Source organism: Embleya sp. NPDC059213, assembly GCF_042754445.1.
Taxonomy (GTDB): domain Bacteria; phylum Actinomycetota; class Actinomycetes; order Streptomycetales; family Streptomycetaceae; genus Embleya.
Genome location: NZ_JBHZAV010000005.1, coordinates 93,196 through 117,457 on the forward strand (window position 1 = coordinate 93,196; position 24,262 = coordinate 117,457).

At 71.1% G+C, this 24,262-nt stretch carries 20 protein-coding genes; 12 read left to right on the forward strand and 8 right to left on the reverse strand.

Going from position 1 to position 24,262, the window contains the following annotated elements:
* Window positions 1–368 precede the first annotated feature (368 nt).
* Window positions 369–1,265 (reverse strand): ABC transporter permease, encoded by an 897-nt coding sequence (locus tag ACFXMF_RS03825; protein WP_379988112.1) that lies wholly within the window; start codon window positions 1,263–1,265, stop codon window positions 369–371.
* A complete protein-coding gene (locus ACFXMF_RS03830; protein WP_360314519.1) occupies window positions 1,265–4,042 on the reverse strand; it encodes an alpha/beta fold hydrolase in 2,778 nt (925 codons plus the stop codon). Before ACFXMF_RS03830 ends, ACFXMF_RS03825 begins: the two co-directional genes overlap by 1 nt.
* A 164-nt stretch (window positions 4,043–4,206) precedes the next feature.
* On the opposite strand from ACFXMF_RS03830, the gene ACFXMF_RS03835 reads away from it, so the two are divergent.
* The 5 genes from ACFXMF_RS03835 (at window position 4,207) to ACFXMF_RS03855 (ending at window position 9,486) form a co-directional block, all read left to right on the forward strand.
* Window positions 4,207–5,019 (forward strand): (Fe-S)-binding protein, encoded by an 813-nt coding sequence (locus ACFXMF_RS03835; protein ID WP_360314521.1) that lies wholly within the window; start codon window positions 4,207–4,209, stop codon window positions 5,017–5,019.
* A complete protein-coding gene (locus tag ACFXMF_RS03840; protein WP_360314523.1) occupies window positions 5,016–6,512 on the forward strand; it encodes a lactate utilization protein B in 1,497 nt (498 codons plus the stop codon). The genes ACFXMF_RS03835 and ACFXMF_RS03840 overlap by 4 nt, the downstream gene beginning before the upstream one ends.
* On the forward strand, window positions 6,509–7,156 hold the full coding sequence (locus ACFXMF_RS03845) for an LUD domain-containing protein (RefSeq protein ID WP_360314525.1): 648 nt from the start codon (window positions 6,509–6,511) through the stop codon (window positions 7,154–7,156). Before ACFXMF_RS03840 ends, ACFXMF_RS03845 begins: the two co-directional genes overlap by 4 nt.
* A 104-nt stretch (window positions 7,157–7,260) precedes the next feature.
* Complete coding sequence (locus ACFXMF_RS03850; RefSeq protein ID WP_360314527.1) at window positions 7,261–8,676, forward strand: class II fumarate hydratase; 1,416 nt, start codon at window positions 7,261–7,263, stop codon at window positions 8,674–8,676.
* A gap of 123 nt (window positions 8,677–8,799) precedes the next feature.
* Window positions 8,800–9,486 (forward strand): DUF402 domain-containing protein, encoded by a 687-nt coding sequence (locus ACFXMF_RS03855; protein ID WP_360314529.1) that lies wholly within the window; start codon window positions 8,800–8,802, stop codon window positions 9,484–9,486.
* Window positions 9,487–9,553: 67 nt separating this feature from the next.
* On the opposite strand, the gene ACFXMF_RS03860 is transcribed toward ACFXMF_RS03855, so the two are convergent.
* Entirely contained in the window at window positions 9,554–10,486 is a 933-nt protein-coding gene (locus ACFXMF_RS03860) for a hydrogen peroxide-inducible genes activator (protein WP_360314693.1), read from the reverse strand.
* 226 nt (window positions 10,487–10,712) lie between these two features.
* Here ACFXMF_RS03860 and ACFXMF_RS03865 point away from each other — a divergent pair, with 226 nt between their 5' ends.
* Complete coding sequence (locus ACFXMF_RS03865) at window positions 10,713–12,701, forward strand: ricin-type beta-trefoil lectin domain protein (protein ID WP_379988111.1); 1,989 nt, start codon at window positions 10,713–10,715, stop codon at window positions 12,699–12,701.
* 60 nt (window positions 12,702–12,761) lie between these two features.
* Here the strand turns inward: ACFXMF_RS03865 and ACFXMF_RS03870 are convergent, their stop codons facing one another.
* On the reverse strand, window positions 12,762–13,481 hold the full coding sequence (locus tag ACFXMF_RS03870; protein ID WP_360314531.1) for a DUF1707 domain-containing protein: 720 nt from the start codon (window positions 13,479–13,481) through the stop codon (window positions 12,762–12,764).
* Between the two features lie 9 nt (window positions 13,482–13,490).
* Window positions 13,491–14,882, reverse strand: coding sequence for a PLP-dependent aminotransferase family protein (locus ACFXMF_RS03875; protein WP_360314533.1), 1,392 nt, complete (start codon window positions 14,880–14,882; stop codon window positions 13,491–13,493).
* 124 nt (window positions 14,883–15,006) lie between these two features.
* Between ACFXMF_RS03875 and ACFXMF_RS03880 the strand changes: the two genes are divergently transcribed.
* Genes ACFXMF_RS03880 through ACFXMF_RS03895 form a run of 4 tightly spaced genes read left to right on the forward strand, consistent with a single transcriptional unit; the run spans window position 15,007 to window position 19,118 of the window.
* Complete coding sequence (locus tag ACFXMF_RS03880; RefSeq protein ID WP_379988110.1) at window positions 15,007–15,996, forward strand: EamA family transporter; 990 nt, start codon at window positions 15,007–15,009, stop codon at window positions 15,994–15,996.
* A 43-nt stretch (window positions 15,997–16,039) separates the two neighbouring features.
* The gene (locus ACFXMF_RS03885) at window positions 16,040–16,687 is read left to right on the forward strand and encodes an RNA polymerase sigma factor (protein WP_379988122.1); all 648 of its coding nucleotides are present in this window, start codon (window positions 16,040–16,042) and stop codon (window positions 16,685–16,687) included.
* Complete coding sequence (locus ACFXMF_RS03890) at window positions 16,684–17,400, forward strand: hypothetical protein (protein ID WP_379988109.1); 717 nt, start codon at window positions 16,684–16,686, stop codon at window positions 17,398–17,400. Before ACFXMF_RS03885 ends, ACFXMF_RS03890 begins: the two co-directional genes overlap by 4 nt.
* A 59-nt stretch (window positions 17,401–17,459) precedes the next feature.
* A complete protein-coding gene (locus tag ACFXMF_RS03895; RefSeq protein ID WP_360314537.1) occupies window positions 17,460–19,118 on the forward strand; it encodes a fumarate hydratase in 1,659 nt (552 codons plus the stop codon).
* Between the two features lie 42 nt (window positions 19,119–19,160).
* On the opposite strand, the gene ACFXMF_RS03900 is transcribed toward ACFXMF_RS03895, so the two are convergent.
* Complete coding sequence (locus tag ACFXMF_RS03900) at window positions 19,161–19,634, reverse strand: MarR family winged helix-turn-helix transcriptional regulator (protein ID WP_379988108.1); 474 nt, start codon at window positions 19,632–19,634, stop codon at window positions 19,161–19,163.
* A gap of 148 nt (window positions 19,635–19,782) precedes the next feature.
* On the opposite strand from ACFXMF_RS03900, the gene ACFXMF_RS03905 reads away from it, so the two are divergent.
* Window positions 19,783–20,079 (forward strand): WhiB family transcriptional regulator, encoded by a 297-nt coding sequence (locus tag ACFXMF_RS03905; protein WP_360314541.1) that lies wholly within the window; start codon window positions 19,783–19,785, stop codon window positions 20,077–20,079.
* Between the two features lie 20 nt (window positions 20,080–20,099).
* Here the strand turns inward: ACFXMF_RS03905 and ACFXMF_RS03910 are convergent, their stop codons facing one another.
* The gene (locus ACFXMF_RS03910) at window positions 20,100–22,088 is read right to left on the reverse strand and encodes an MFS transporter (protein ID WP_380020509.1); all 1,989 of its coding nucleotides are present in this window, start codon (window positions 22,086–22,088) and stop codon (window positions 20,100–20,102) included.
* 243 nt (window positions 22,089–22,331) lie between these two features.
* Window positions 22,332–23,363 (reverse strand): class II fructose-bisphosphatase, encoded by a 1,032-nt coding sequence (gene glpX / locus ACFXMF_RS03915; protein WP_360314545.1) that lies wholly within the window; start codon window positions 23,361–23,363, stop codon window positions 22,332–22,334.
* 213 nt (window positions 23,364–23,576) lie between these two features.
* Here glpX and ACFXMF_RS03920 point away from each other — a divergent pair, with 213 nt between their 5' ends.
* The gene (locus ACFXMF_RS03920) at window positions 23,577–24,101 is read left to right on the forward strand and encodes a DUF4245 domain-containing protein (RefSeq protein WP_360314547.1); all 525 of its coding nucleotides are present in this window, start codon (window positions 23,577–23,579) and stop codon (window positions 24,099–24,101) included.
* Window positions 24,102–24,262 lie beyond the last annotated feature (161 nt).

Consider the following 24,262-nt stretch of genomic DNA (forward strand, 5'->3'; position numbering starts at 1 on the left):
CCTGCGGAATGTCGGACGGGGGCGGTCCGGGAACACACCGCGCCCAGGACACCGACTGCCGGAGGAACGGGGCCAGCCCGGAATCCTCTGCCGCGGCGGGAACGACCGTCAATCCGAAGGCGACGGACATGCAGGCCGCCAGGACGGTGCCGCGACGCGATCTCGCCGGCCCAACTCGAACATTCACGAAGTCACGTTCCATTCAGGTGCGTTCGATGAGTTCGGACGGCTCTGAATGCTAATGACGACGGGGTTTCGGATTGATAACCATCACTGCCGGTGGTCAACGCAGGACGAACTCACGGCACAAAACGTCACGCCACAACGTCACGCCACAACGCCACGACACAAACGCCACGCCACAACCATCACGACACGATGTCCTTCCGCCCGAAGTGGCGGAAAGCCAACGCCAAAAAGACCACCGCATACGCGACCGAGACCGCGCTGCCCTTGATCATCCCGTCCCATTGCGGGTCCGTCTGGAGCACGTCCACCCACGCGAACTGCCAATGCGTGGGCAGGTAGTCGCGCCACGAGCCGAGCGCCGTCACCGCGTCCACGATGTTGGAGACCACCACCAGGCCGACCGCGCCGCCCACCGCGCCCAGTGGCGCGTCGGTGACCGTGGAGAGCCAGAACGCGATGCCCATCACCACGAGTTGCGCCACCACGCCGTAGACGACCACGACCGACATGCGCCCGAGCGCCTCGCCGGTCGGCAGCGACGCCCCCACCGGCAGGTCCAACGGGCCCCAGCCGAACGCGATCACGCCCGCGATCAACGCCATCAGCGGCAGCAGTACCAGGGCCAGCACGCTGTAGCCGAGCGCGACCACGAGCTTGACCCGCAGCAGCCGCGCCCTGGGCACCGGCGCGGCGAGCAGGTAGCGCAGCGAGGACCAACTCGCCTCGCTGGCCACGGTGTCGCCGCAGAACAGCGCCACCGCGACGACCAACAGGAAGCCGGTCGAGACGAACAGCGTGAACGCGGTGAAGTTGAGCGCGCTCTTGGTCGCCACGTCCACCAGCGTGGGCACCGCGTCGGGCGACGGGTCGCCGCCGATCTTGAACGCGGCGACCAGGATCCACGGCAGCGCGAGCAGCAGGCCGATCATGAACAGGGTGCGCCGGCGCCGGAATTGGCGTACGGCCTCGACCCGGATCGGCAACGTGCGGCGTGGCCGATAGCCGGGTGCGTGCGACGCGCCCGGGATCGGGTGCGCGCCCTCGTCGGTCGGCAGTTCGGGGAGCGTGCGGGTCATCAGGACTCCCCAATGAGCGTCAGGAACGCGTCTTCCAGGCGGCGGCGCGCGGTCACCCGGTCCACCGCGACACCCGCGCCGACGAGTTCGGCCACCAGCACGGAGGCCTGCGCGCCCGCGAGTTGCACGAGTACGCCGCCCTCCTCGGGTTCCACCGAGCCCACGCCCGGCAGATCCTTCAGGGTCGCGATCGCCAGGTCCGGCACCGGGGTGCCGATCACCAACGTGTTGCCGTTGCCGACGATCTCGCCGACCGGGCCGGAGGCGATCAGCCGGCCCCGGTGCATCACCACGACGTGCGTACAGGTCTGTTCGACCTCGGCCAACAGGTGGCTGGAGACCACCACGGTGCGGCCGGTGGCCGCGTAGCCGATCAGCACGTCGCGCATCGCCCGGATCTGCGGCGGGTCGAGCCCGTTGGTGGGTTCGTCCAACACGAGCAGGTCCGGCAGGCCGAGCATCGCCTGGGCGATGGCGAGCCGTTGCCGCATGCCCTGCGAGTAGGTGCGTACGTTGCGATCCAGCGCCTCGCCCAACCCGGCGATCTCCAGCGCCTCGTCGAAGTGCGCGTCCGCGTGCGGGCGGCCGGTGGCCCGCCAGTACAGCGACAGGTTCTCCCGCCCGGACAGGTGCGGCAGGAAGCCGGGGCCCTCCACGAACGAGCCGAGCCGGGACAACACCGGCGCCCCCGGGCCGACCACCCGGCCGAAGATCCGTATCTCGCCGCCGTCCGGGAGGATCAGCCCCATCAACATCCGCAGCGTCGTGGTCTTGCCCGCGCCGTTGGGGCCCAGCAGGCCGAGCACCTGGCCCGCCTCCACCCGGAAGGACAGGTCGTCGACGGCGAGCTTGCCGCCCTTGTACCGCTTGGTCAGTCCCCGGATCTGCAACGGCACCTCGGCCAGCGCCGGATCCGGTGCCGCGGCCGCCGCACGTCGACGCCCGGTGAGCAGCAGCGCGAGCGCGACCAGCACGGCGATCAGCGGCAGGCCCCACGTCCACCACGGGTAGCCGGTCGAGGCCACGTGCAACTGCGGCACCGACGGCACGGTCAACGGACCGGCGAGCGCGACCCGATAGCTCGCGGGCGCGCCCGGCGACGCGAAGCCCAGGTCGGTCGCGGTGAGCACGAGCCGCAGCCGGTGGCCCGAGTCGACCTGATGGTCGATCGCCGGCAACCGGATCTCCACATCCCGCCCGGCCGCGGCGCCACTCACCCGGATCGGCGCCGCGAGCTGGTGCGGCAACACCGTGCCGCCACCCGGCGCGACGTCGTACAACTTGGCGAACAGCACGATGTCGTCCGCACCGGAGACCCGCACCCGGGCCGTCGTCGAGCCGGTGATCCAGGTGCTCTGGTCGAACTTCTCGCTCTGGAAGAACGCGCTTTGTCCCGGCAGGTCGAACGCGATCCCGCCCAGGTCGCCCGCCCCCGACGCGAGCGCGCCCAGGCTGCCGGCGCCGGCCAGCAGGCCGAGCCCGGGCAGCCCGGACACCGAGGTCGGCGCACCCCCCGGCGGATTGGCCACGGTCTGCTCCGGCCCGGCCAGCGCGACGGCCCGCTGCCGGGTGCCGCCCAGACCGGGGTAGTGGCCGGTGTCGGCGATCCGCAGTCGCTGCTCACGCGTGGCGCTGTCCACCCCGCCGGAGCGGGTCACCCGGAACTCCCCGGCGGCGGTCGGCGTACCGGCCCGGGGCGTCGCCTGCGCCGGCTTCAGCCACCGGTCGAACCACCCGGTGACCCGATCGCGCACCATCGCGCTCTGCGGCCGGCCGCCGTCGTGCCCGCCCGCCGTCCACACCGTCTCCACCGGCGCGCCGTTGCGCGCGATCGCCGCGGCGTTGCGGTCGGCCTGGTCGAGCGGGAACAGCGAGTCGTTCTGGCCCTGGATCAACAACGTCGGCACCGCGATCCGGTCCGCCACCGAGGCCGGACTGGCCCGTCGGAGCAGGTCGATCGCCTGCGGCGTGGACCTCCCCCCGACGGCCACCTCGCGGTAGACCGCACACACCTGCTCGGCGAACCGTCCGCAACCGGTGTTCGCGTCTATCGGGGCCAGCGAGCCCAGCGGGTTCGTCCCGGACGAGAAGAACAGCCCGGCCCACATCTTCTTGAACACCCCGTCGGCCGGCCCCCCGCCCGCCGCGTTCGGCAACAGCGCGTCGGCGAGGTCGTGCCAGGTGATCTGCGGCGCGATCGTGTCCACCCGAGGGTCGTAGGCCGCGGTCAACAGCGCGAGCGCACCGCCGTAGGAGGCACCGGCGACGCCCACCCGCGGGTCGCCCGGCCCGTCCAGCCGCACCTCCGGTCGAGTCGCCAGCCAGTCGATCAGCGCCCGTGCGTCGGCCACCTCGTAATCCGGTTGGTCCAGCATGATCTGCCCGGCCGAGCCGCCGAAGCCGCGGGCCGAGTAGGTCAGCACCACATACCCCGAACGGGCCAACGCCTCCGCGTCCCGGCGCAACTCGGCCTTGCTGCCCCCGAATCCGTGCGCGAGCAGTACGGCGGGCGCCCGCCCGCGCACTCCCGGCGGCAGGAACAGCGTGGTGTCGATGCCGATCCGGGCCGGATCGCCCGGCCCGGCGGCGACGTCGATGCGCTGCTCGGTCGCGGGCACGGCCGCCGCCGGGTCGTCTCGGACCAGGGCGCCGACGCCCACGATCGCGACGATCACCACCACCAGGGCCAGGACACCGGCCAGGACACGTGATCGACGCGTGGTCAACCGCGAACGCGCAACGGCGAAGGGGCGGCCGAGTGCCGTCCGGAGGCTCATGCGCCGACCCTACGTGGTGCAACCCCGCAGGCCGGGCACAAGGGCCCCGCACAGCGGTCCGCCCGATCCGCCGAGGCCCCCGCGTCACACGACCGGACGCGTGCGACAGGTTTGGCCGGGCGCCCGCCGGAGGACATCCGTACAGTCGATCGCGGAGGTCAATTGTGCGCCTTGCCCTTTTCGTCACGTGCTTCAACGACACGCTCTTCCCGGAGACCGGCAAGTCCGTGGTCCGGGTGCTGCGGCGCCTCGGACACGAGGTGGAGTTCCCGTACGGCCAGGTGTGCTGCGGGCAGATGCACTTCAACTCCGGCTACCGCAAGGACGCGGTGCCGCTGGTGCGGTCCTTCGTGGACGCCTTCGAGGGCTACGACGCGGTGGTCGTGCCGTCCGGGTCGTGCACCGCGATGGTGCGCGAGTACCACGCGAGCGTGGCCCGGGAGGCGGGTGGCTCGCTGCCGGCCGGCGTCGCGCGGGTCGCGCCGAAGGTGTACGAGTTCAGCGAGTTCCTGGTCGACGTGCTCGGCATCACCGACGTGGGCGCCTACTTCCCGCACAGCGTCGCCTACCACCCCACCTGCCACTCGTTGCGCCTGCTGCGGGTGGGCGATCGGCCGACCCGACTGCTGCGCGCGGTTCGCGGCCTCACCCTGGTGGACCTGCCGCGCGCGGACGAATGTTGCGGATTCGGCGGCACGTTCGCGGTCAAGAACGTGGACACCTCGGTGGCGATGGGCGACGACAAGGTGAGCGCCGCGCTGGAATCGGGCGCCCAGGTGTTGTGCGCGGGCGACAACTCGTGCCTGACCCACATCGGCGGACTGATGTCGCGACACCACGCGGGCATCCGAGTGCTGCACCTCGCGGACATCCTGGCCTGCACCGAGGCGCTGCCGGACGTGCCTCCATACGCGCCGGCCCCGGACCGGGCCGGGTTCGCCGCCGGGCAGGCCCCGGGACCGGAGGTAGCGCGATGACCGCATCCGTACGCGGGGAACCCACATTCGTCGGCATGCCGCCGTTCCCCGAGGCCGCGCACGCGGAGTTGGCGAACGAGGTCCAGCGGGCCAACCTGCGCGCGGCCACGCACACCATCCGGGCCAGGCGCGACGAGGTGGTCGCCGAGCTGCCCGACTGGGAACTGCTGCGCCGCGCGGGCGAGGCGATCAAGGACGACGTGCTGGCCCGACTGCCCGGCCACCTCGAACGCCTGGAGGTGGCGGTCCGCGCGGCCGGCGGCGTCGTGCACTGGGCCCGGGACGCGGCCGAGGCGAACGCGATCGTGGTCGCGATCGCCCGGGCCAAGGGCGTGGACGAGGTGGTCAAGGTCAAGTCGATGGTCACCGAGGAGATCGAGCTGAACAACGCGCTGGCCGCGGCGGGCATCCACGCGTGGGAGACCGACCTGGCGCAGTTGATCGTCCAGCTCGGACAGGACCTGCCGTCGCACATCCTGGTGCCCGCGATCCACCGCAACCGGGCCGAGATCCGGGAGATCTTCGTCCGTGAGATGGGCGGGGTCGGTCGACCGGCGCCCGAGCACCTGACCGATGCGCCGGGTGCGCTGGCCACCGCCGCGCGCCGGCATCTGCGGGAGAAGTTCCTGCGCGCCAAGGTCGCGGTCTCCGGCGGCAACTTCGCGATCGCCGACACCGGCACGGTGTGCGTGGTCGAGTCGGAGGGCAACGGGCGGATGTGCCTGACCCTGCCCGAGACGCTGATCACCGTGCTCGGGGTGGAGAAGCTGCTGCCCACCTGGGGCGATCTGGAGGTGTTCCTGCAACTGCTGCCGCGCAGCTCGACCGGCGAGCGGATGAACCCCTACACCTCGATGTGGACCGGCGTCACCCCCGGCGACGGCCCGCAGGACTTCCACCTGATCCTGCTCGACAACGGCCGCTCCGACGTGCTGGCCGACCCGGTGGGCCGGCAGGCGCTGCGCTGCATCCGGTGTTCGGCGTGCCTGAACGTGTGCCCGGTGTACGAGCGCACCGGGGGGCATGCGTACGGGTCGGTGTATCCCGGGCCGATCGGCGCGATCCTCACCCCGCAGTTGCGCGGCATCGCGGCACACCGGGTGGACGCGCAGACCGCGTCGTTGCCGTTCGCCTCCTCGCTGTGCGGCGCGTGCTTCGACGCGTGCCCGGTGCGGATCGACATCCCCGAGGTGCTCGTACACCTTCGTACACAGGTTGTGGACGGCGGCCGCGGACCGCACGATCGGGCCGAGGAAGTGGGCATGGCGGCCGTGCGGTGGACCTTCGAGAAGCCGTGGCGGATCGGCTTCGCCCAGCACGTGGCCGGGGTCGGCGCGCGGTTCGCCCGGCACGGCGTGATCGGCCGGGTCCCGCTGCCGAAGCGGTTCACCGGGCCGGTGGGCGCGTGGTTCGCCGACCGGGACGCGCCCGCGCCGCCGGCCGAGTCGTTCCGCTCCTGGTACAAGCGCACCGACGGCGGTCTGGAGGAATGACGGTGGAGCGATACGAGGCGGACCGCGAGGCCCGTACGGTGATCCTGGACCGGCTGCGCACGGCCCTGGACGACCGGCCCAAGCCGCCGCCGGTGCGTCGGACGTATCGGCGCGAGCGCCCGGCGGGCCTGGACGTGGTCGGGCGGTTCGCCGAACGGGTCGCCGACTACGAGGCCACCGTGCTGCGTGTGCAGGACACCCGGGATCTGCTGCTGGGCACGAGCGAACTGCTGCGCACCGCCGGTGCCACCCGGCTGGCGGTGCCGCCCGGGAACCGGCTCGCCTGGCTGGCCCGGCTCGGCGTCGAACTGGTGGTGGACTCGCCCCCGTTGGACAACGACACGCTCGGCGAGATCGACGCCGTGGCCACCGGATGTGCGCTGGCCATCGCCGAGACCGGCACGATCGTCCTGGACACCGGCCCGGACCAGGGGCGTCGCGCGCTCACCCTGGTGCCCGACTACCACCTGTGTGTGGTGCGCGCCGCCCAGATCGTGGGCACCGTGCCGGAGGCGATCGCCCGGCTGGATCCGCGCCGCCCGCAGACCTGGATCTCCGGCCCGTCGGCGACCAGCGACATCGAACTGGAGCGGGTGGAGGGCGTACACGGGCCGCGCACGTTGCATGTCGTGCTGATCGGGTAGGGACGCCCCGGGCCCGGCCCGCGCCCGCCCCGCGCTTCGATAAGGAACAGGCCGGGCCGGCGGGCCGTTGTGGCCTTGGAACGCTCATCCAGGAGGCGACAGCGATGTCCGAGGCAGCACCGTCCGCAGATTCGACCGGCGAGTTTCGCGTCGAGCACGACTCGATGGGCGAGGTACTGGTGCCCGCCGCCGCCAAGTGGCGGGCGCAGACCCAGCGCGCCGTGCAGAACTTCCCGATCTCCGGACAGCGCCTGGAGCCCGCGCACGTCGAGGCACTGGCCCGGATCAAGGGCGCGGCGGCCCGGGTGAACGCCGAACTGGGCGTGCTGGAGCGAGACATCGCGGAGGCGATCGAACAGGCCGCGGCCGAGGTGGTGACCGGTCGGTGGGCCGACCAGTTCCCGGTGGACGTGTTCCAGACCGGTTCGGGCACCTCCTCGAACATGAACATCAACGAGGTGCTCGCCACCCTGGCCGGCGAGCGCCTGGGTCGGGACGTGCATCCCAACGACCACGTCAACGCGTCCCAGTCGTCCAACGACGTGTTCCCGTCCTCGATCCACATCGCGGCGGCGCTCGCGGTCACCCACGGACTGATCCCCTCGCTCGACCACCTCGCGTCCACCCTGGAATCGAAGGCGACCGAGTTCGCCGACGTGGTCAAGTCCGGGCGCACCCACCTGATGGACGCCACGCCGGTGACGCTGGGTCAGGAGTTCGGCGGCTACGCGGCGCAGGTGCGGTACGGCGTCGAGCGGTTGCACGCGAGCCTGCCGCGGGTGGTCGAACTGCCGTTGGGCGGCACCGCGGTGGGCACCGGCATCAACACCCCGCCGGGCTTCTCGGCGCGGGTGATCGCGGAGATCGCGGCCTCCACCGGATTGGCCTTCGTCGAGGCGCGCGACCACTTCGAGGCACAGGGCGCGCGGGACGCACTGGTCGAGTTGTCCGGGCAGTTGCGCACCATCGCGGTCGGGCTGAACAAGATCGTCAACGACCTGCGCTGGATGGGTTCGGGGCCGCGCACCGGGCTGGCCGAGATCCGGCTGCCGGATCTGCAACCGGGCAGCTCGATCATGCCGGGCAAGGTCAATCCGGTGCTCCCGGAGGCGGTCGGCCAGGTGGTCGCGCAGGTGATCGGCAACGACGCGGCGGTGGCCTTCGGCGGCGCGGCGGGCAACTTCGAGCTCAACGTGATGCTTCCGGTGATGGCCCGCAACCTGCTCGAATCGATCCGCCTGCTCGACAACGTGACGCGGGTGCTGGCCGATCGCACGGTCGCGGGCATCGAGGCGGACGTGGAACGCATGCGGGAGTACGCCGAATCCTCACCGTCGGTGGTCACCCCGCTGAACCGCTTCCTGGGCTACGAGGAGGCGGCGAGGATCGCCAAGCAGTCGCTGGCCGAGCGCAAGACGATCCGGCAGGTGGTGATCGAGCGCGGCCACGTTTCGGCGGGCCGGCTGACCGAGGCCGAGCTCGACACGGCGCTGGACGTGCTCGGGATGACCCGTCCGTGACCCCACGCGCGTCGCACGCGCGGCAACCGTGCGTACCCGCACACCCGTGATGTTCTTCGCATGATGACCCACCCGTAACATGACTCACGGTCAGGTGTCACGGGCCCTGGGTAAACCAAGGTCATGTCCAACATTCTGCGTATGCACGAGCACTTCGAGGATCCCCGCTCCGCGCCCGGCGCCTGGTCTCCCGGCGACCAGGTGTTGTGGCGCTATCTACGCGGCGATCAGGTCCTGGACTGCCGTCCGGTGACCGTCGTTCGCGACGACCCCGACCAACTCGCCGTCTGGCTGGCCGGGGGCACCTCCCGGGTCAAGCCGATGTTGCCGGACGGATCGGATATCCGTACCGCGCCGATCGAACGCAGATTCCGACTCGGCCGCATCCCCTCGATCGTCGAGTGGACCGGGACCGGGGTGCTGATGCTGGCCCGACCGGGCGAACCGTGGTCGGTCTGGTTGTTCTGGCAGGCCGACTGGCGCTTCTCCGGCTGGTACGTCAACCTCGAACGCCCGCGCACCCGGTGGTCCGGCGGGGTGGACACCGAGGACCACGTGCTCGACGTGTGGGTCACCCCGGACCGGCGCTGGGAGTACAAGGACCAGGACGAACTGGCCGCGTCCCGGGAGGCGGGTCGGCTCACCGACGAGCAGGTCGAGGCGATCGAGGCCGAGGGGCGGGCCGCCGTCGAGGCGATCCGGGCCTGGGGCGCGCCGTTCGACCAGGGGTGGGAGAACTGGCGCCCGGACCCGGCCTGGCCACTGCCCCAGCTCCCGGACGACTGGGCGGACAACGTCCGCATCGCCTAGCGAGCGGTTCCGGCCGATCGCGGCGGATCGGCCGGGGCCGTCGGCCGTCGGCCCTTCCCGGGCGGAGCTACTCCACCACCCGGACCGGCAGCGCGTCGACGGCGCGGCGCAGTGCCGCCGCCAGGTTCGCGAACTCCTCGCCCCGTCCCGTGCTGGATCGCATCACCAGGCCGATGCGCCGGTACGGGGCGGGCGCGACGAACCGGGACACCGCCAGTTGTGAGCCCGGTCGGGTCTCCACGTCGATCGCGGTCTGCGGCAGCAGGGTCACGCCCAGACCGCCCGCGACCAGTTGCACCAGGGTGGGCAGGCTCGCCGCGCGGGTCGCGCCCGCCTCGCCCGCGCCCACCTCGCGGCATACGTCCAGGGCCTGGTCGCGCAGGCAGTGGCCCTCGTCCAGGAGCAGCACGTCCAGGCCGCGCAGCGCCGCGCGGGGCACGTCGGACCGGCCCGCCAACTCGTGCCCCTCGGGCACGACCAGGGTGAAGTCCTCCTCGTAGAGCGGGATTTCCTCGACGCCGGAGATGCCGGACGGCAGCGCGAGCAGCAGCAGATCGAGTCGACCGCCGGTGAGCCCGTCCAGCAGCGAGCCGGTCTGCTCCTCGTGCACGTACAGCCGCAGCTCCGGATACTCCTCGCGGATCAGCCGCAACAGTGCCGGCAGCACGTACGGGGCCACGGTCGGGATCACGCCCAGGTGCAGTGGGCCGGTGAACGGGCGGCGGGCGGATTCCGCCTCGTCGACCAGATCGGCCAGCGCGTCCAACACCCGGCGGGTGTGCCGCGCGACCCGCTCGCCGGCCGGGGTGAGCAGGACCCGGCGGGTGGTGCGCTCGACGAGCTGGGTGCCCAGCGCCTCCTCCAGCGCGGCGATCGCTCCCGAGAGCGCGGGCTGGCTGGTGCCCACCGCTGCCGCGGCATCCCGGAAATGCAGATAGTCGGCGACTGCGGAAAAGGCCCTGAGCTGCGACAACGTCGGGGTGCGAGTGCTGATGGGAATCACCTGTCGAATACGTGCGGACGGTGGATCCCGCCGTCTTCCACGATAGGGCAACCGCTTCGATCGGCCCGGACGCGCGCCGGCGGCCCGCGGGCGCGGGCAGGGTTGTCACGCAGATGCCTTCATTTCCCGTCTACCCGCGGGTAGCTTTCTTTCGCTTCACAGTGCCCAAGTCCCCTTTGGGCGGCTCGTGCGTGTTCCTTCCATGCCACGAAGGCGAGGGTGCATGTCCACATTCGAGCGAGTGCGCAACAAGGTGCTACCGGTGGCGCTGATGGCCACCCTGATCGGCCTCACCGGCGGTCTGCCGGGCCAGGCGGCCGGCACGACCTCGGCGGGTCCCGCGGCCACCGCGCTGCCTCCCGGGCTGGAGACGATCCGGCAGCACGAGGCCCAAGCGCTGTACGGGAGCACCGGGATCAAACCGTTGGCCGAGCGCAAGACCTCGCTGATCTCGCTCGGTGACAGCGAGATCGCCGGCGAGGGCGTCGGCGTGTACGAACCCGGCACGGACGGCCCGGACAACTGGTGTCACCGGTCGCCCGACGCGGCCATCCACCGCACCGGGATCCCGGCCGACGTGACCTACAACGTCGCGTGCTCCGGGGCGTCCACCGTGAACATCCGAATCGGCGGCGCCAAGCAGTACGCCGACGAATTGGTGCAGTCGGACAACCTGGCGATCAAGGCGCGCAACACCAGGGTGCAACTGATCCTGCTGGTGGCGGGCGCCAACGACGACATCCAGTTCGGTCCGACCATGACCGACTGCGTGACCAGGCGGGTGTTGTTCCAGGGCGAGTGCTACGGCACCTACCAATCCGGCTGGCAGGCACGCGCCGACGCGATGCGGCCCAAGGTCGAGCAGACCGTCCGCGACCTGAAGACCACGATGGCGGACGCGGGTTACCTCGCCGGCGACTACAAGCTCGTGGTGATGGGCTACCCGTCGCCGATCGCCCCGGACGTCGAGGACAACCCGGACTTCCCCGGTTGGTACGGCGGCGGTTGTCTGGGCTACCTGCGCGACGCGGCGTGGGGGCGCAACGAGGCGGTGCCGATCTTCGAGCGGGCCGAGCGCCAGGCCGCGGCGAACACCGGCGCGACCTACCTGGACAACTCCCGGCTGTTCCACGGGCACGAGGTCTGTACCGACAACACGTGGGCGCGTGGGTTGTGGTTCGCCGGGCCGGACATCTTCGACCCGAACACCACCCGACAGAGCTTCCACCCCAACGCCCGGGGTCATCTGGCCTTCGCGTCCTGTCTGACCCGGCTCTACAACTCGGGCTGGAATCAGGCGAGTTGCGCGGACTCGGCAAGCACCGGGGCGGCCACTCTGTACCAGGGTGTGCTCAGTGCCGACTTCCGGCAACTGCGCAACGAGGGCGTCGGGTTGTGTGCCGACGCGTACGGCTTCTCCTCGCGCAACTACACCCCGGTGGGCCTGTGGGCGTGTCACGGCGGGCGCAATCAGGGCTTTTGGTACGACGCGGCGAACCAGTCGCTGCACACCGAGCTGAGTCAGGACCGGTGTGTGGATCCGTTGGGCGGCGGGCGCAGTTCGGGTACCGCGCTGGTGTTGTGGAACTGCAACGGCGGCGGCAACCAGCGCTTCGTCGAGGTCGCGGGCACGCTGCGACCGGCCGATACCCAATCCCTGTGCGTGGCACCGGCGGCTGCGGACGCGACGGTGGGCGCCAAGCTGGTGCTGGCCGGATGCGACGGTTCGGCGGCGCAGCGCTGGGTGAAGGAGCCCGGGCAGTCGGTGCGCTTCGCCGAGTTGAAGGCCGGGGGTACCGCCAAGTGCCTGGACGTGGACGGCGGCGAGATGAGCTCCGGGCGCGGTGTGCTGGCCTGGGACTGCACGGGCAACACCAACCAGAAGTGGTGGCGCAACCCCGGCACGGGTCAACTGCACAGCCTCAAGGACCCGGCGTACTGCCTCGACAACCGCGGGGCCGCGGCGGCGGGTGCCGGGATGGGCATCTGGCGCTGTGACGACGCGCACGGCGCCTACCTGAACAACCTGCGCTTCGACGTGGGCGCGGACGGCCGACTGATCAGCCGGGTCTCCGGGCTGGTCGCGACCGCGCCGAGCGCGGGCAACGGCGCGATCACCCAGCAGCCTGCCGGAGGCTCGGCGGCGCAGCAGTGGACGGCGGGCACCTCGGTGCCGCTGCCGTACTCGGTGATCCCGTACGACGCCTACTGATCCGGGCGTCGAACCTGCGGCCCCCGCCCCGAGCACGGGTGGGGGCCGCGGCCTGCCGTCCTACGGTCGATCCCGGTCCTTGCGGAAGCGGTCGATCTCGGGGTGTTGCGAGTCCTTGCGGAAGCGGTCGCCCGGGTCGCCGGGGCGGGGGTCGTGGTCGAATTCGCGCCGGCGCTGTTCCTTGCGGCGCTTCGCCTTGACCGTCACGCCGCCCATGATCGCCATGCCCTTGACCACCACGACGGGTGCGCGCGGATCGTCGGTGTACTGCTCGTGCACGTCGAAGCCGCCCATGAAGCCGAACCCGTGATCGCGGACGGTGACGCCCTCCGGGATCCGGATGTCGATGCCGCCCCAGATGGTGAACACGTTGATCACCAACTCGGGTTCGTCGAACACCGCGTCGGTGAGGTCGATCTCCACGCCGCCCATCACCGCGACCGCGTTCAGCTTCGAGCCCGCCCGCCAGCGGCCCTTGCGGGTCGAACTGCTCCAGAACGCGAACATGTTCGACCGGGCCGGGCGGGGCGGCACCGCGTTGGCCGCCGCGAGTTCGTAACCGATCGGGCCGGGCGCGGGGAGATCGGCGATGAGCGGTTCGAGTTGGCGCAGCGTCTTCGCGGCCAGCGCCGCGTCCACCCGCTCCGCGTGTTCGTCGGCGGTCAGCCGGCCCTCCGCGAGCGCGTCCCGCAACACGTTGACGTAGCGGTCGCGGTCGGCGTCGGAGGCACGCAGCTCGGGGGTGGGCGGCTGGGCTCGACGCTCTGGGCTGTTGTCCACGAGGTAAATCTAACTCGCGGGTGCAACGGCCGGGAGTACGGACCGGGCGAGCAGTCGCACCGCTTCGCGCAGTCGGTCGGGCGAGAGTCCGGCGTATCCGATGATCACCGCGGGCGGGCCGGCGGTGATCGCGCGCAACTCGGCCATCGGCGCCACCCGCACGCCGTGTTCCCGGGCCCGCCGTACGGTGGCGAACTCGTCGGAGCCGGGCGGCAGTTCGACGTAGAGATGGATGCCCGCGGCGATGCCGTGCACGCGGGCCGCGGGCAGGTGCTCGGCGAGCGCCTCGGCCACCGCGTCGCGGCGGATCCGGTAGTGCGCGCGCATCGTGCGCAGATGGCGCTCGTACGCCCCGGTGGCCAGCATGCGGACCAGGGTCAGTTGGGGGAGGGTGGCCGAACCCAGATCGGCGTTGGTCTTGAGCTCGTGGATCCGCTCGATCAGCGGCGCGGGCAGCACCGCCCAGCCCAGCCGCATCCCGGGCGCCAGCGCCTTGCTGGTCGAACCCAGGTGCACCACCCGATCCGGGGCCAGGCCCTGGAGGCAGCCGACCGGGTCGCGGTCGTAGCGGAACTCGGCGTCGTAGTCGTCCTCCACGATCAGCGCGTCGTTGGCGCGCGCCCAGTCGACCAGGGCCGCGCGGCGGCGAGGCGACAGGACCACGCCGGTGGGGTATTGGTGCGCCGGGGTGACCAGCACCGCGCGAGCGCCGGTACGGGCCAGCGCGTCGACGTCGATGCCCTCGGAGTCGGTGCGGGCGTAGGCGACGCCGAGGCCGTGGGTGGTGAAGACGTCGCGCTGGCGATCGCTGGAGGGGTCCTCCACCGCGAGCACGTCCAGGCCGCGTCGGCGCAGTGCCTGGGAGACCAGGGACAGGCCCTGGGCCACGCCGTCGACCACGACGATGTGTTCGGGGCGGGCCTGTGCGGCGCGGACCCGGCCCAGGTAGTCGGTCAGCGCGACGCGCAGTTCGCTCGTGCCGGACGGGCCGGGGTAGCCGAACGCGCTGTGCGGGGCGGTGTGCAGCACGTGCCGGGTCGCGGCCGACCACGCGGCGCGCGGGAACGCGGCCAGATCGGGCACCCCGGGCTTGAGGTCGTGGGTGATCGGGACGGTCGGCTCCGGGCCGCCCGGGTCGGCCGGTTGCGGTGCGGTGCAGGCCGCGGTGACCCGGGTGCCGGAGCCGTGCCGCGAGGTCAGATAACCCTCGGCGACCAGTTGCTCGTAGGCGTCGACGACCATGCCCCGGGAGACGCCCAGGCTCTCCGCGAGCGCCCGGGTGGACGGCATGCGAAAGCCGGCCGGGAGTCGGCCGGAGCGGATCGCGGCCCGCAGGCCCGCCTGCACCTGGGCGCCGAGCCGGCCCGCCGATCGGTCGAGGTGGACGAGGAGTTCACGCACTCGGGACACCTGCCCTCGGGTTCGCCGGGGCCGACCGGTGCGTCGGCGATCCGGAATTGGTCCGGTTTTTCGGCCCGGAAGTGGCTCTGCCGGGGAATCCACCGGCTTCCTAACGTTACGTCACATGAAGCCCTCCTCGATGTCTCCCCGTTCGATCGGTCTGGTGTGCGCGGCGTCCGCACAGGGGCTGATCGGTGCCGCCGCCGGGGTCTCCGCGGTGTTGTCGGACTATCCGGTGACCGGCGGCCAGATGGTGCGCTACGCGGTGGCCGCGCTCGTGTTGTTCGGGGTGCTGCGGCTGCGCCGGATCCCGCTGCTGCGGCCGACCCGGCGGGAGTTGCTCCGGCTGGGGCTGCTCGCGTTGTGCGGCCAGACCCTGTTCAACCTGTTCCTGTTCGCCGCGCTGGACCGGGCGGATCCGGCCACCGTGGGCAGCATCCTGGGGGCCACGCCGCTGTTGCTGGTGCTGGCCGCGCCGGTGCTGGGCGGGCGACGGCCGAGCCGGTCGGTGCTGCTCGCCTCGCTGGTGGTGGTCGCGGGGGCGGCGACGGTGCAGGGGCTCGGCGGCGGTACGGCACTCGGGTTGCTCTTCGCGTGCGGGGTGGCGTTGTGCGAGATGGGCTTCACGCTGATCGCGGTGCCGCTGCTGCCGCGACTGGGGGCCTGGCGGATCGCCGCGTACGCGACCGCGATGGCGATTCCGCAGATGGTGGTGGTGGGGGTGTTCACCGACGGCGGCGAGATGCTCCGGATGCCGTCCGGGACCGAGTTGGCCGCCCTGCTCTACCTGGCGCTGCCGCTCACCGCCGGGGCGTTCCTGCTGTGGTACTCGGCGCTGGCCCGGATCGAGCCGGAGCGGGCCGGGCTGTTCATGGGGCTGGTACCGGTGACGGCGGCGATGTCCGGGCTGGTCCTGGGCACCGGTGCGCCGACGGTGGGGCAGTTCGGCGGCGCGCTCCTGGTCGGACTGGGCGTGGTGCTGGGCATGCGGGCCGAACACGGCGACCCGGCGGTGTCGGAAGCGGTGTCGGAAGCGGTGTCCGTCGGGGAGTCGGCCGCGGAAATCTCCGCGCGGCCCGCAACACCCGTGGGCCCGCCGCCCACAAACCGATGACAACGTTCATCGGACCGAGGAGCGCGACTTGGACGGGCCCACCATCGGGGACGTGACCGGGATCGCACGCGAGCCGGCCCTCCTGGAGGCGTTCTATCGGAGAAACATCGACGCGGTGAACCGTTTCGTGGCCCGCCGGGTCGCCGATCCGCACGCGGCGGCGGATCTGACCGCGGAGGTGTTCCTCGCCGTGCTCGACTCGGCGGCGACCTATCGGGGCGGCCCGGGCGGTGAGCGGGCCTGGTTGTACGGGGTGGCGCGCAACGTGGTCGCGAGCGAGCGACGGCGGGCCGCCCGCGAGGTGCACGCGTCGCGCCGGATAGCCGGTCGGCGCCTGCTCGACGCCGACGACCTGGTCCGGATCGAGGAGCGGCTGGACGCCGAGGCGGCGGCCCGACGGGTCTACCGGGCGATCGAGCGGCTGTCCGAGGCCGATCGCGCGGTGCTCGAACTGGTCAACCTGGACGGGTTGGACGTGACCGAGGCGGCGGCGGCGCTCGGCATCCGCCCGGTGTCGGCTCGGGTGCGGTTGCATCGGGCCCGCCGGCGGCTGACGGAGGAGCTGAAGGCGGACCGGGACGAGCCGACCCGCCCGGCACCGGGGGACGACCGGCGTACCGAGGGCGCACGTGCTCGGACGTACCCGACGGACACCCCCGGCACGGCTTTGCGAGCGGAGGCGAAGGCATGAGCACCTTCGAGGAACGACTGCTGGACGAGTTGCGGAAGGTGGCCGCGGCCGACGACACGGTGCCGCCGGTGCCCCGGACCGGCCGACGGTTCGGGCGAAACCGGCGGACGGTGTTCGGACTGGCCGCGTCGGTGCTGCTCGCGACCGGCCTCTCGGTCGGCGCGCCGCTCCTGGTCGACGGCTCCTCGGCCGATGCCCAGCCCTTCGAGGTGATCAGGAAGGACGACGGGCGGATCCTGTTCCGGGTGGTCGAGTTCCGCAACCCCGAGGCGCTCGAACAACGACTGCGCGAGCTGGGCGTCCCGGTGGTGGTGGACTACGTACCGGTGGAGAAGCGGTGCAAGCAGCCGCGTTTCACCGAATACGAGATGCCGGGCGACGGCCTCACCGCGATCTACCACTGGGAGCCGACCCGGCCCGAGAACGGCGAGCTGCTGAACGACGCCGAGATCGCCCACCTGGTGCAGGGGTGGCACGAACTGGTTCCCGGGCTGATCCCGCCGGGCACCACCCTCGTGCTCACCGAGGGTTACTACGATCACGGCGGACAATCCGGCTCGTTCGGGTCCTTCGCCCTCGCCACCGGTGCGGTGGCCCCGTGCGAGCTCGAACCTCGGCCCGGCTACCGGCCGCCGCCGTGGGACGGTGACAAACCTCCGTACTCGCCGGGCGCGCGCTACCACCCGGCGCCGCCGGTGACCTCGGGGCCGTGACCGATTCGGGGCCGCTCTACCCTGGAGCAGGCCCCGTTACCGCATGAGTGAGGATCACGATGCCCGCCCCTGAGAACACCTTCAGCGCCTACACGGATCTGCTGCCGCTGGGGGAGGACACCACGCCGTACCGGCTGCTGACCGCCGACGGCGTGTCCACGTTCGAGGCGGGCGGGCGGCGGTTCCTCAACGTCGATCCCGAGGTGATCACGCTGCTCGCGCGGACCGCGATGCGCGACATCTCGCACCTGCTGCGGCCCGGCCACCTGGCCCAGGTCGCGCGGATCCTGGAAGACCCCGAGGCGTCGGCCAACGACCGCTTCGTCGCGTTGGACCTGCTCAAGAACGCCAACATCGCGGCCGGCGGCGTGTTGCCGATGTGCCAGGACACCGGCACCGCGATCGTGATGGGCAAGCGCGGCCAGCACGTGCTCACCGACGGGCGGGACGAGGAACACCTGTCCCGAGGCATCTCCAACGCGTACACCGAGCTGAACCTGCGCTACTCGCAGATGGCCCCGCTGACCATGTGGGACGAGAAGAACACCGGCAACAACCTGCCCGCCCAGATCGAGCTGTACGCGACTCCCGGCGAGGCGTACAAGTTCCTGTTCATGGCCAAGGGCGGCGGCAGCGCCAACAAGTCCTACCTGTACCAGGAGACCAAGGCCGTCCTGAACCCGCAGAGCATGCTGCGCTTCTTGGACGAGAAGATCCGCTCCCTGGGCACCGCGGCCTGCCCGCCGTACCACCTGGCCATCGTGGTCGGCGGCACCAGCGCCGAGCACGCGCTCAAGACCGCGAAGTACGCCTCCACCCGTTACCTGGACACGCTGCCCGGCCAGGGCTCGCCGCTGGGTCACGGCTTCCGCGACGTCGAGTTCGAGGCCGAGGTGCTCAAGCTGACCCAGCAGATGGGCATCGGCGCGCAGTTCGGCGGCAAGTACTTCTGCCACGACGTGCGGGTGATCCGGCTGCCCCGGCACGGCGCGTCCTGCCCGGTGGCGATCGCGGTGTCCTGCTCGGCGGACCGTCAGGCGCTGGCCAAGATCACCGCCGAGGGCGTGTTCCTGGAGGAGCTGGAGACCGACCCGGCCAAGTACCTCCCGGACACCACCCACGAGGACCTGGACGACACCGTCGTGCAGATCGACCTCAACCGGCCGATGAGCGAGATCCGGGCCGAGCTGTCCAAGTACCCGGTCAAGACCCGGCTGTCGCTGTCCGGACCGGTCGTGGTCGCACGCGACATCGCACACGCGAAGATCAAGGAACTGCTGGACGCGGGCCAACCGATGCCGCAGTACCTGCGCGACCACGCGGTCTACTACGCGGGCCCGGCCAAGACCCCCGAGGGCTACGCGTCGGGTTCGTTCGGCCCGACCACGGCAGGCCGGATGGACTCCTACGTCGAGCAGTTCCAGGCCGCGGGCGGCTCGTTCGTGATGCTGGCCAAGGGCAACCGCAGCAAGCAGGTCACCGACGCGTGCCAGGCACACGGCGGCTTCTACCTCGGTTCGATCGGCGGCCCGGCGGCCCGGCTGGCGCAGGACTGCATCAAGAAGGTCGAGGTGCTGGAGTACCCGGAGCTGGGCATGGAGGCGGTCTGGAAGATCGAGGTCGAGGACTTCCCGGCCTTCATCGTGGTCGACGACAAGGGCCAGGACTTCTTCGCCGACGTGACCGTGCCGACCTTCCAGATCAACCGGCGCGCGTGACCTCCACCGGCCCGGGGGTCCCTCCCGGGCCGGCGGCGGTGGTCACGGCCGCTCCTCGGCGGCGAAGTCGAGCGGCGCGTCGAGCAGGGCCGCCAACTCGGCGGCGAACGCCCGGCTGCGTGGGCTTCCCGGGCCGTCCAGTGGGGCCAGGAAACGTTCGTGCAGGTCTCGGACGATGGCGATGGCGCGGCCGGTGACCTCGCGCCCCTGCTCGGTGAGCGTCAGCCGGATCGCCCGGCTGTCGGTGGCGTCCCGGGTGCGCCCGATCACGCCCGCGCCCTCCAGGGTCCGGGCCAGCTTGGAGACGTAGAGCGCCTCCAGGCCGGTGTGGTCGGCGAGTTCGCGTTGACTGGGGCTGCGGCCGGAGCGTTCCATGCCGTACAACGAGGCCAGCAGCGAGTACTGCGCGTGGGTCAGGCCCAACGGTCCGACGGCCCGATCGACCGCCACCCGCCACTTCATCGACAGGCGCCAGACCAGGAAGCCGGGTGTCGCGCCCTCGGTTGTCGTACTCATGGGCAATACGGTATATGGCTACTATTTCTTCGCGTCGGATGTCCTTGACGTTTCCTTACGGTTACTTGTCGTCGTGTTGTCGCGAAGGTGCGCATGCGCCGGTTCGGCTCGGGTAGGCGACGGACACACCCGACCGAAGGAGACCAGCGTGACGGACCTGACGGCACGGATCGACATGGTCCGCGGCACCCGCACCGCGACCTGGACGCCCCCGGCGGCCGGCGCGTGTGCGACCGTGGATCGGCAGTTGTTCGTCGGTGCTCCGGGGGAGCCCGCCGTTGCCCGTCTCGCCCGCGAGGAGGACGCCAAGCGCGTCTGCGCACGCTGCTCCGTCCTGCTCGAATGCCGCGCGAGCGCGCTGGCCGAGACGACCCCGGCCGGCGTGCGCGGCGGCCTGACCTCGAACGAGCGTGGTGCGGTGCGTCGACGCCGCGCCCAGCGCTGAGGGCCGGCGCCGCTCCCCGGTCAGCTCGGGTGCCGGTCGGCCTCACCGACGATGTGGTCGCGCGGGGTGTCGGTGGTCAGCCGGGCCAGTTTGTGCAACAGCGCGGTCAGTTCCTCGGATTGCTCCGGTGACCAGTCCGCCATCACCTCGGTGAGGATCTGCCGACGGGCCTCGACCAGCGCCTCCAGCGCCTCGTGGCCCTTGGCGGTGAGCGTCATCGTGCCCTCGCCCAGCCGCTCGATGTAGCCGGCGAAGGTCAGTTCGTCGGCGTAACGGCGGACCCGGTCCTCGGATTCGTGGAGTCGGCCCGCGAGGTCGGGGATCGAGATCGGGCTCAACTGGTCGAGTTGCACGAGTCCGTACGCGCACGGCACCGACAGGTCCACGCCCGAGCGCTGGATCATGCGTTCGTAGCGGGACCAGCCGTTCTCCCGGCGCACCATCTGGGCCATCGCGCGCTCGATCTCGTCCACCGAACTGCGCGAGGTCGGCGACATCAGCGGCGTGCGCTCGGTCTCGCGGGTGGCCTCGCGCAGCGGGACCTCCTTGAGCAGGAAGGACAGCAGGAACGCGACCAGCACGATGCAGGAGGCGGCCAGGAACACCGTCTGCAACGACTGGGCGTAGGCGTGGATGAAGCCGGTCTTGGACGCGGGCGGCAGCTTGTTCAGGTCGGCCGGGTTGATCGCGGACGGCGACCCCGCGCTCGTTCCCGGCGGCATGGCCTCGCCGCGTTCCGCCGCCTCGCGCAGGTGCACCGTGAGCCGGTTGTTGAAGATCGTGCCGAAGATCGCCGCGCCGAACGAGCCGCCGATGGACCGGAAGAAGGTGGCGCCGGCGGTGGCCACGCCAAGGTCCGCGTAGGGCACCGAGTTCTGCACGGCGAGCACGATCACCTGCATGACCAGACCCAGGCCGATGCCGAAGACCAGCATGTACAGCGAGGAGGCGGCCGTGGTGGTGAACTCGTCCATCCGCGACATCAGGAACATGCCGACGGCCATCACGGCGGTGCCCACGATCGGGTAGATCTTGTATCTGCCGGTCCGGCTGATCAGTTGCCCGCTGACGATCGAGGTGACCAGCAGACCGCCCATCATCGGCAACAGGCGCAGGCCCGATTCGGTGGGCGTGGTGCCGTTGACGACCTGCATGAACAGCGGCAGGAAGCTCAGCCCGCCCATCATCGCGAAGCCGACGATGAAGCCGATGCCCGCGGTCACCGAGAAGATCCGGTTGGCGAAGAGCTTGAGCGGCAACACCGGCTCCGGCGCGCGTCGCTCGACCGCGACGAACCCGACCAGCAACACCACCGCCGCGACGCCCAGTCCGACGATCTGCGCGGAGGCCCACGGGTAGGTGGTGCCGCCGAAGGTGCTGAGCAGGACCAGGCACGTGGTGCCGCCGGCCAACAGCGTGATGCCGAGGTAGTCGATGCTCGGCCGGGCGTGGATCTCCTTGGTGTGCAGCGCGGCGGCGATCACCACGAGCGCGATCACACCGATCGGCAGGTTGATGTAGAACACCCAGCGCCAGGAGAGGTGGTCCACGAAGAAGCCGCCGAGCAGCGGCCCGGCCACCGAGGTGACCCCGAACACCGCGCCGAACAGGCCCTGATAGCGCCCACGCTCACGCGGTGGCACCACGTCGCCGATGATCGCCTGGGACAACACCATCAGGCCGCCGCCACCGAGCCCCTGGATCGCCCGGAACGCGATCAGCTCGAACATGCCCTGGGCGATGCCACACAACACCGAGCCGATCAGGAAGATCACGATCGACGCCTGGTAGAGCTTCTTGCGCCCGAACAGGTCGCCGAGCTTGCCCCACAGCGGGGTGCTCACGGTCGAGGCGAGCAGGTACGCGGTGACCACCCAGGACAGGTGGTTGAGCCCGCCGAGATCGCCGACGATGGTCGGCAGCGCGGTGGAGACGATGGTCTGATCGAGCGCGGCCACCAACATCCCGAGCATCAACCCGGTCAGGATCAGCCCGAGTCGGGGCGCCACCTCCGCTTTACCCCGGCCGCCGCCATGGCCATCGGCGGTTTTGGCATGCCTACCGCGCGGCGCGCTCATCCGGGGGCCTCCTCGATCGATGCTCAAGGAGACTCCCCGCAAACAGGTACAAAATCCGCACCTATTCGTGGGACAAGCGTGCCGTGAGAGGACCCCGCCGGCCGAAGCACTCTCGGCCCGGCCGGCGTTCGAGGCCACCTCGGTCGAAGGCCGGGTCAGACCCCGGCCGCACGGCTAACGTGCGTGGTCGAAGTCGATCGCGCTGTACGCCCGCAGCTTGGCGAGCCGGTGCTGGCTGTCGATCTGCCGGATCGTCCCGCTCTTGGAGCGCATCACCAGCGACGAGGTGAGCGCCGTGCTGGAGCGGTACCGCACCCCGCGCAGGAGTTCGCCGTCGGTGATGCCGGTCGCGACGAAGAAGACGTTGTCCCCGCGCACCAGGTCGTCGGTCAGCAACACCCGCGACAGGTCGTGCCCCGCGTCGATCGCCTTCGCTCGCTCGGCCTCGTCCTTGGGCCACAGGCGCCCCTGGATCACGCCGCCCATGCACTTGATTGCGGCGGCGGCGATGATGCCCTCGGGCGTGCCGCCGATGCCGAGCAGCAGGTCGACGCCGGTGCCGTCCTTGGCTGCCATGATCGCGCCGGCCACGTCGCCGTCGGTGATGAACTTGATCCGGGCGCCGGCCTCGCGGATCTCCTTGACCATCGAGTCGTGCCGGGGCCGGTCCAGGATGCAGACCGTGACGTCCTCCACGGCGCTGTGCTTGGCCTTGGCCACCCGGCGGATGTTCTCCGCGATCGGCGCGGTCAGGTCCACCACGTCGGCGGCCTCGGGGCCGGTGACCAGCTTCTCCATGTAGAACACGGCCGAGGGGTCGTACATGCTGCCCCGCTCGGACACGGCCATCACCGCGACCGCGTTGTTCATGCCCTTGGCGGTCAGTGTGGTGCCGTCCACCGGGTCGACCGCGACGTCGCACTCGGGTCCGGAGCCGTCGCCGACCCGTTCTCCGTTGAACAACATCGGGGCGTCGTCCTTCTCGCCCTCGCCGATCACCACGATGCCGTTCATCGACACGGTGTGGATCAGGCCGCGCATCGCCTTCACGGCGGCGCCGTCCGCGCCGTTCTTGTCACCTCGACCGACCCAGCGGCCGGCCGCCATCGCGGCGGCCTCGGTGACCCGGACGAGTTCGAGTGCGAGGTTGCGGTCCGGGGCTTCCGGCGCGACTTCGAGCTGCGGAGGTACAGATTGGTCCGTCATCTGGCGGGCCTTCCTGTAGGGGAACCGGTCCGTACCACGGGGGGTGCCCTGATCCCCCGGAGCCGTGCGTCATCGCTGCGGGTGGCACGACGATTGCGCGGCCCCGAGTCCGGACTGGTTCCAACGGGATTGCCCCGATGTTATCGGTGAGCGGTGGTATCGGTGCAGGTAGCCCGTGCAAAACGAGTCCGCGCGGAATGCGACCATGTTCGGGTGGCGACGAAGTCGGGTCGACAGACCGTTCGAGACATGGTTCTTTCCTTGGGAGCGTGCGGCCTGGTGGTCGGTGCGCTGTTCCTGGTGGCACCGCACAACGGTGCGGATCCGGTGAAGCGGGTGCCCTACGAGCTCTCCTTCCGGCAGGCGGCCCGGGTCTCGCCGTATCCGCTGCTCGCCCCGCAGGGGCTGACCGAGCGGTGGCGGGCGACCTCGGTGAACTTCGTGGGGTACGACCGCAACCGGACCACGTGGCACATCGGCTTCATCAACCCGAACGACAGGTACGCCGCGGTCGAGCAGACCAACGGCTTCACCGACGAACTCGTCCGGGACAAGGGCAAGCGCGGGCAGCCGATCGGCAACCGGGACGTGGCCGGGGAGCAGTGGAAGGCGTACGACGGCCCCAAGTATCGCTCGCTGGTCCGAGTCCACGACGGCGTCACCACGATGGTCACCGGCAATGCGACTTTCGAGGATTTGACCGTTCTCGCCGCATCCCTGCGAACTGCCGCCGGCTGAGCCGAAACCCGGCGGATCCGCCGGACGTATCAGGGCGACCCGGGCGGTCCACTGCGCAGGATGTACAGCGGGTTGTAAAGATTCCGTAAAGACCACGCGGCTTCCTCTGCCCCGCGCGTTACTCCCGCACCTAGGGTCCGGAAGCCCGGTCGAATGTGTGT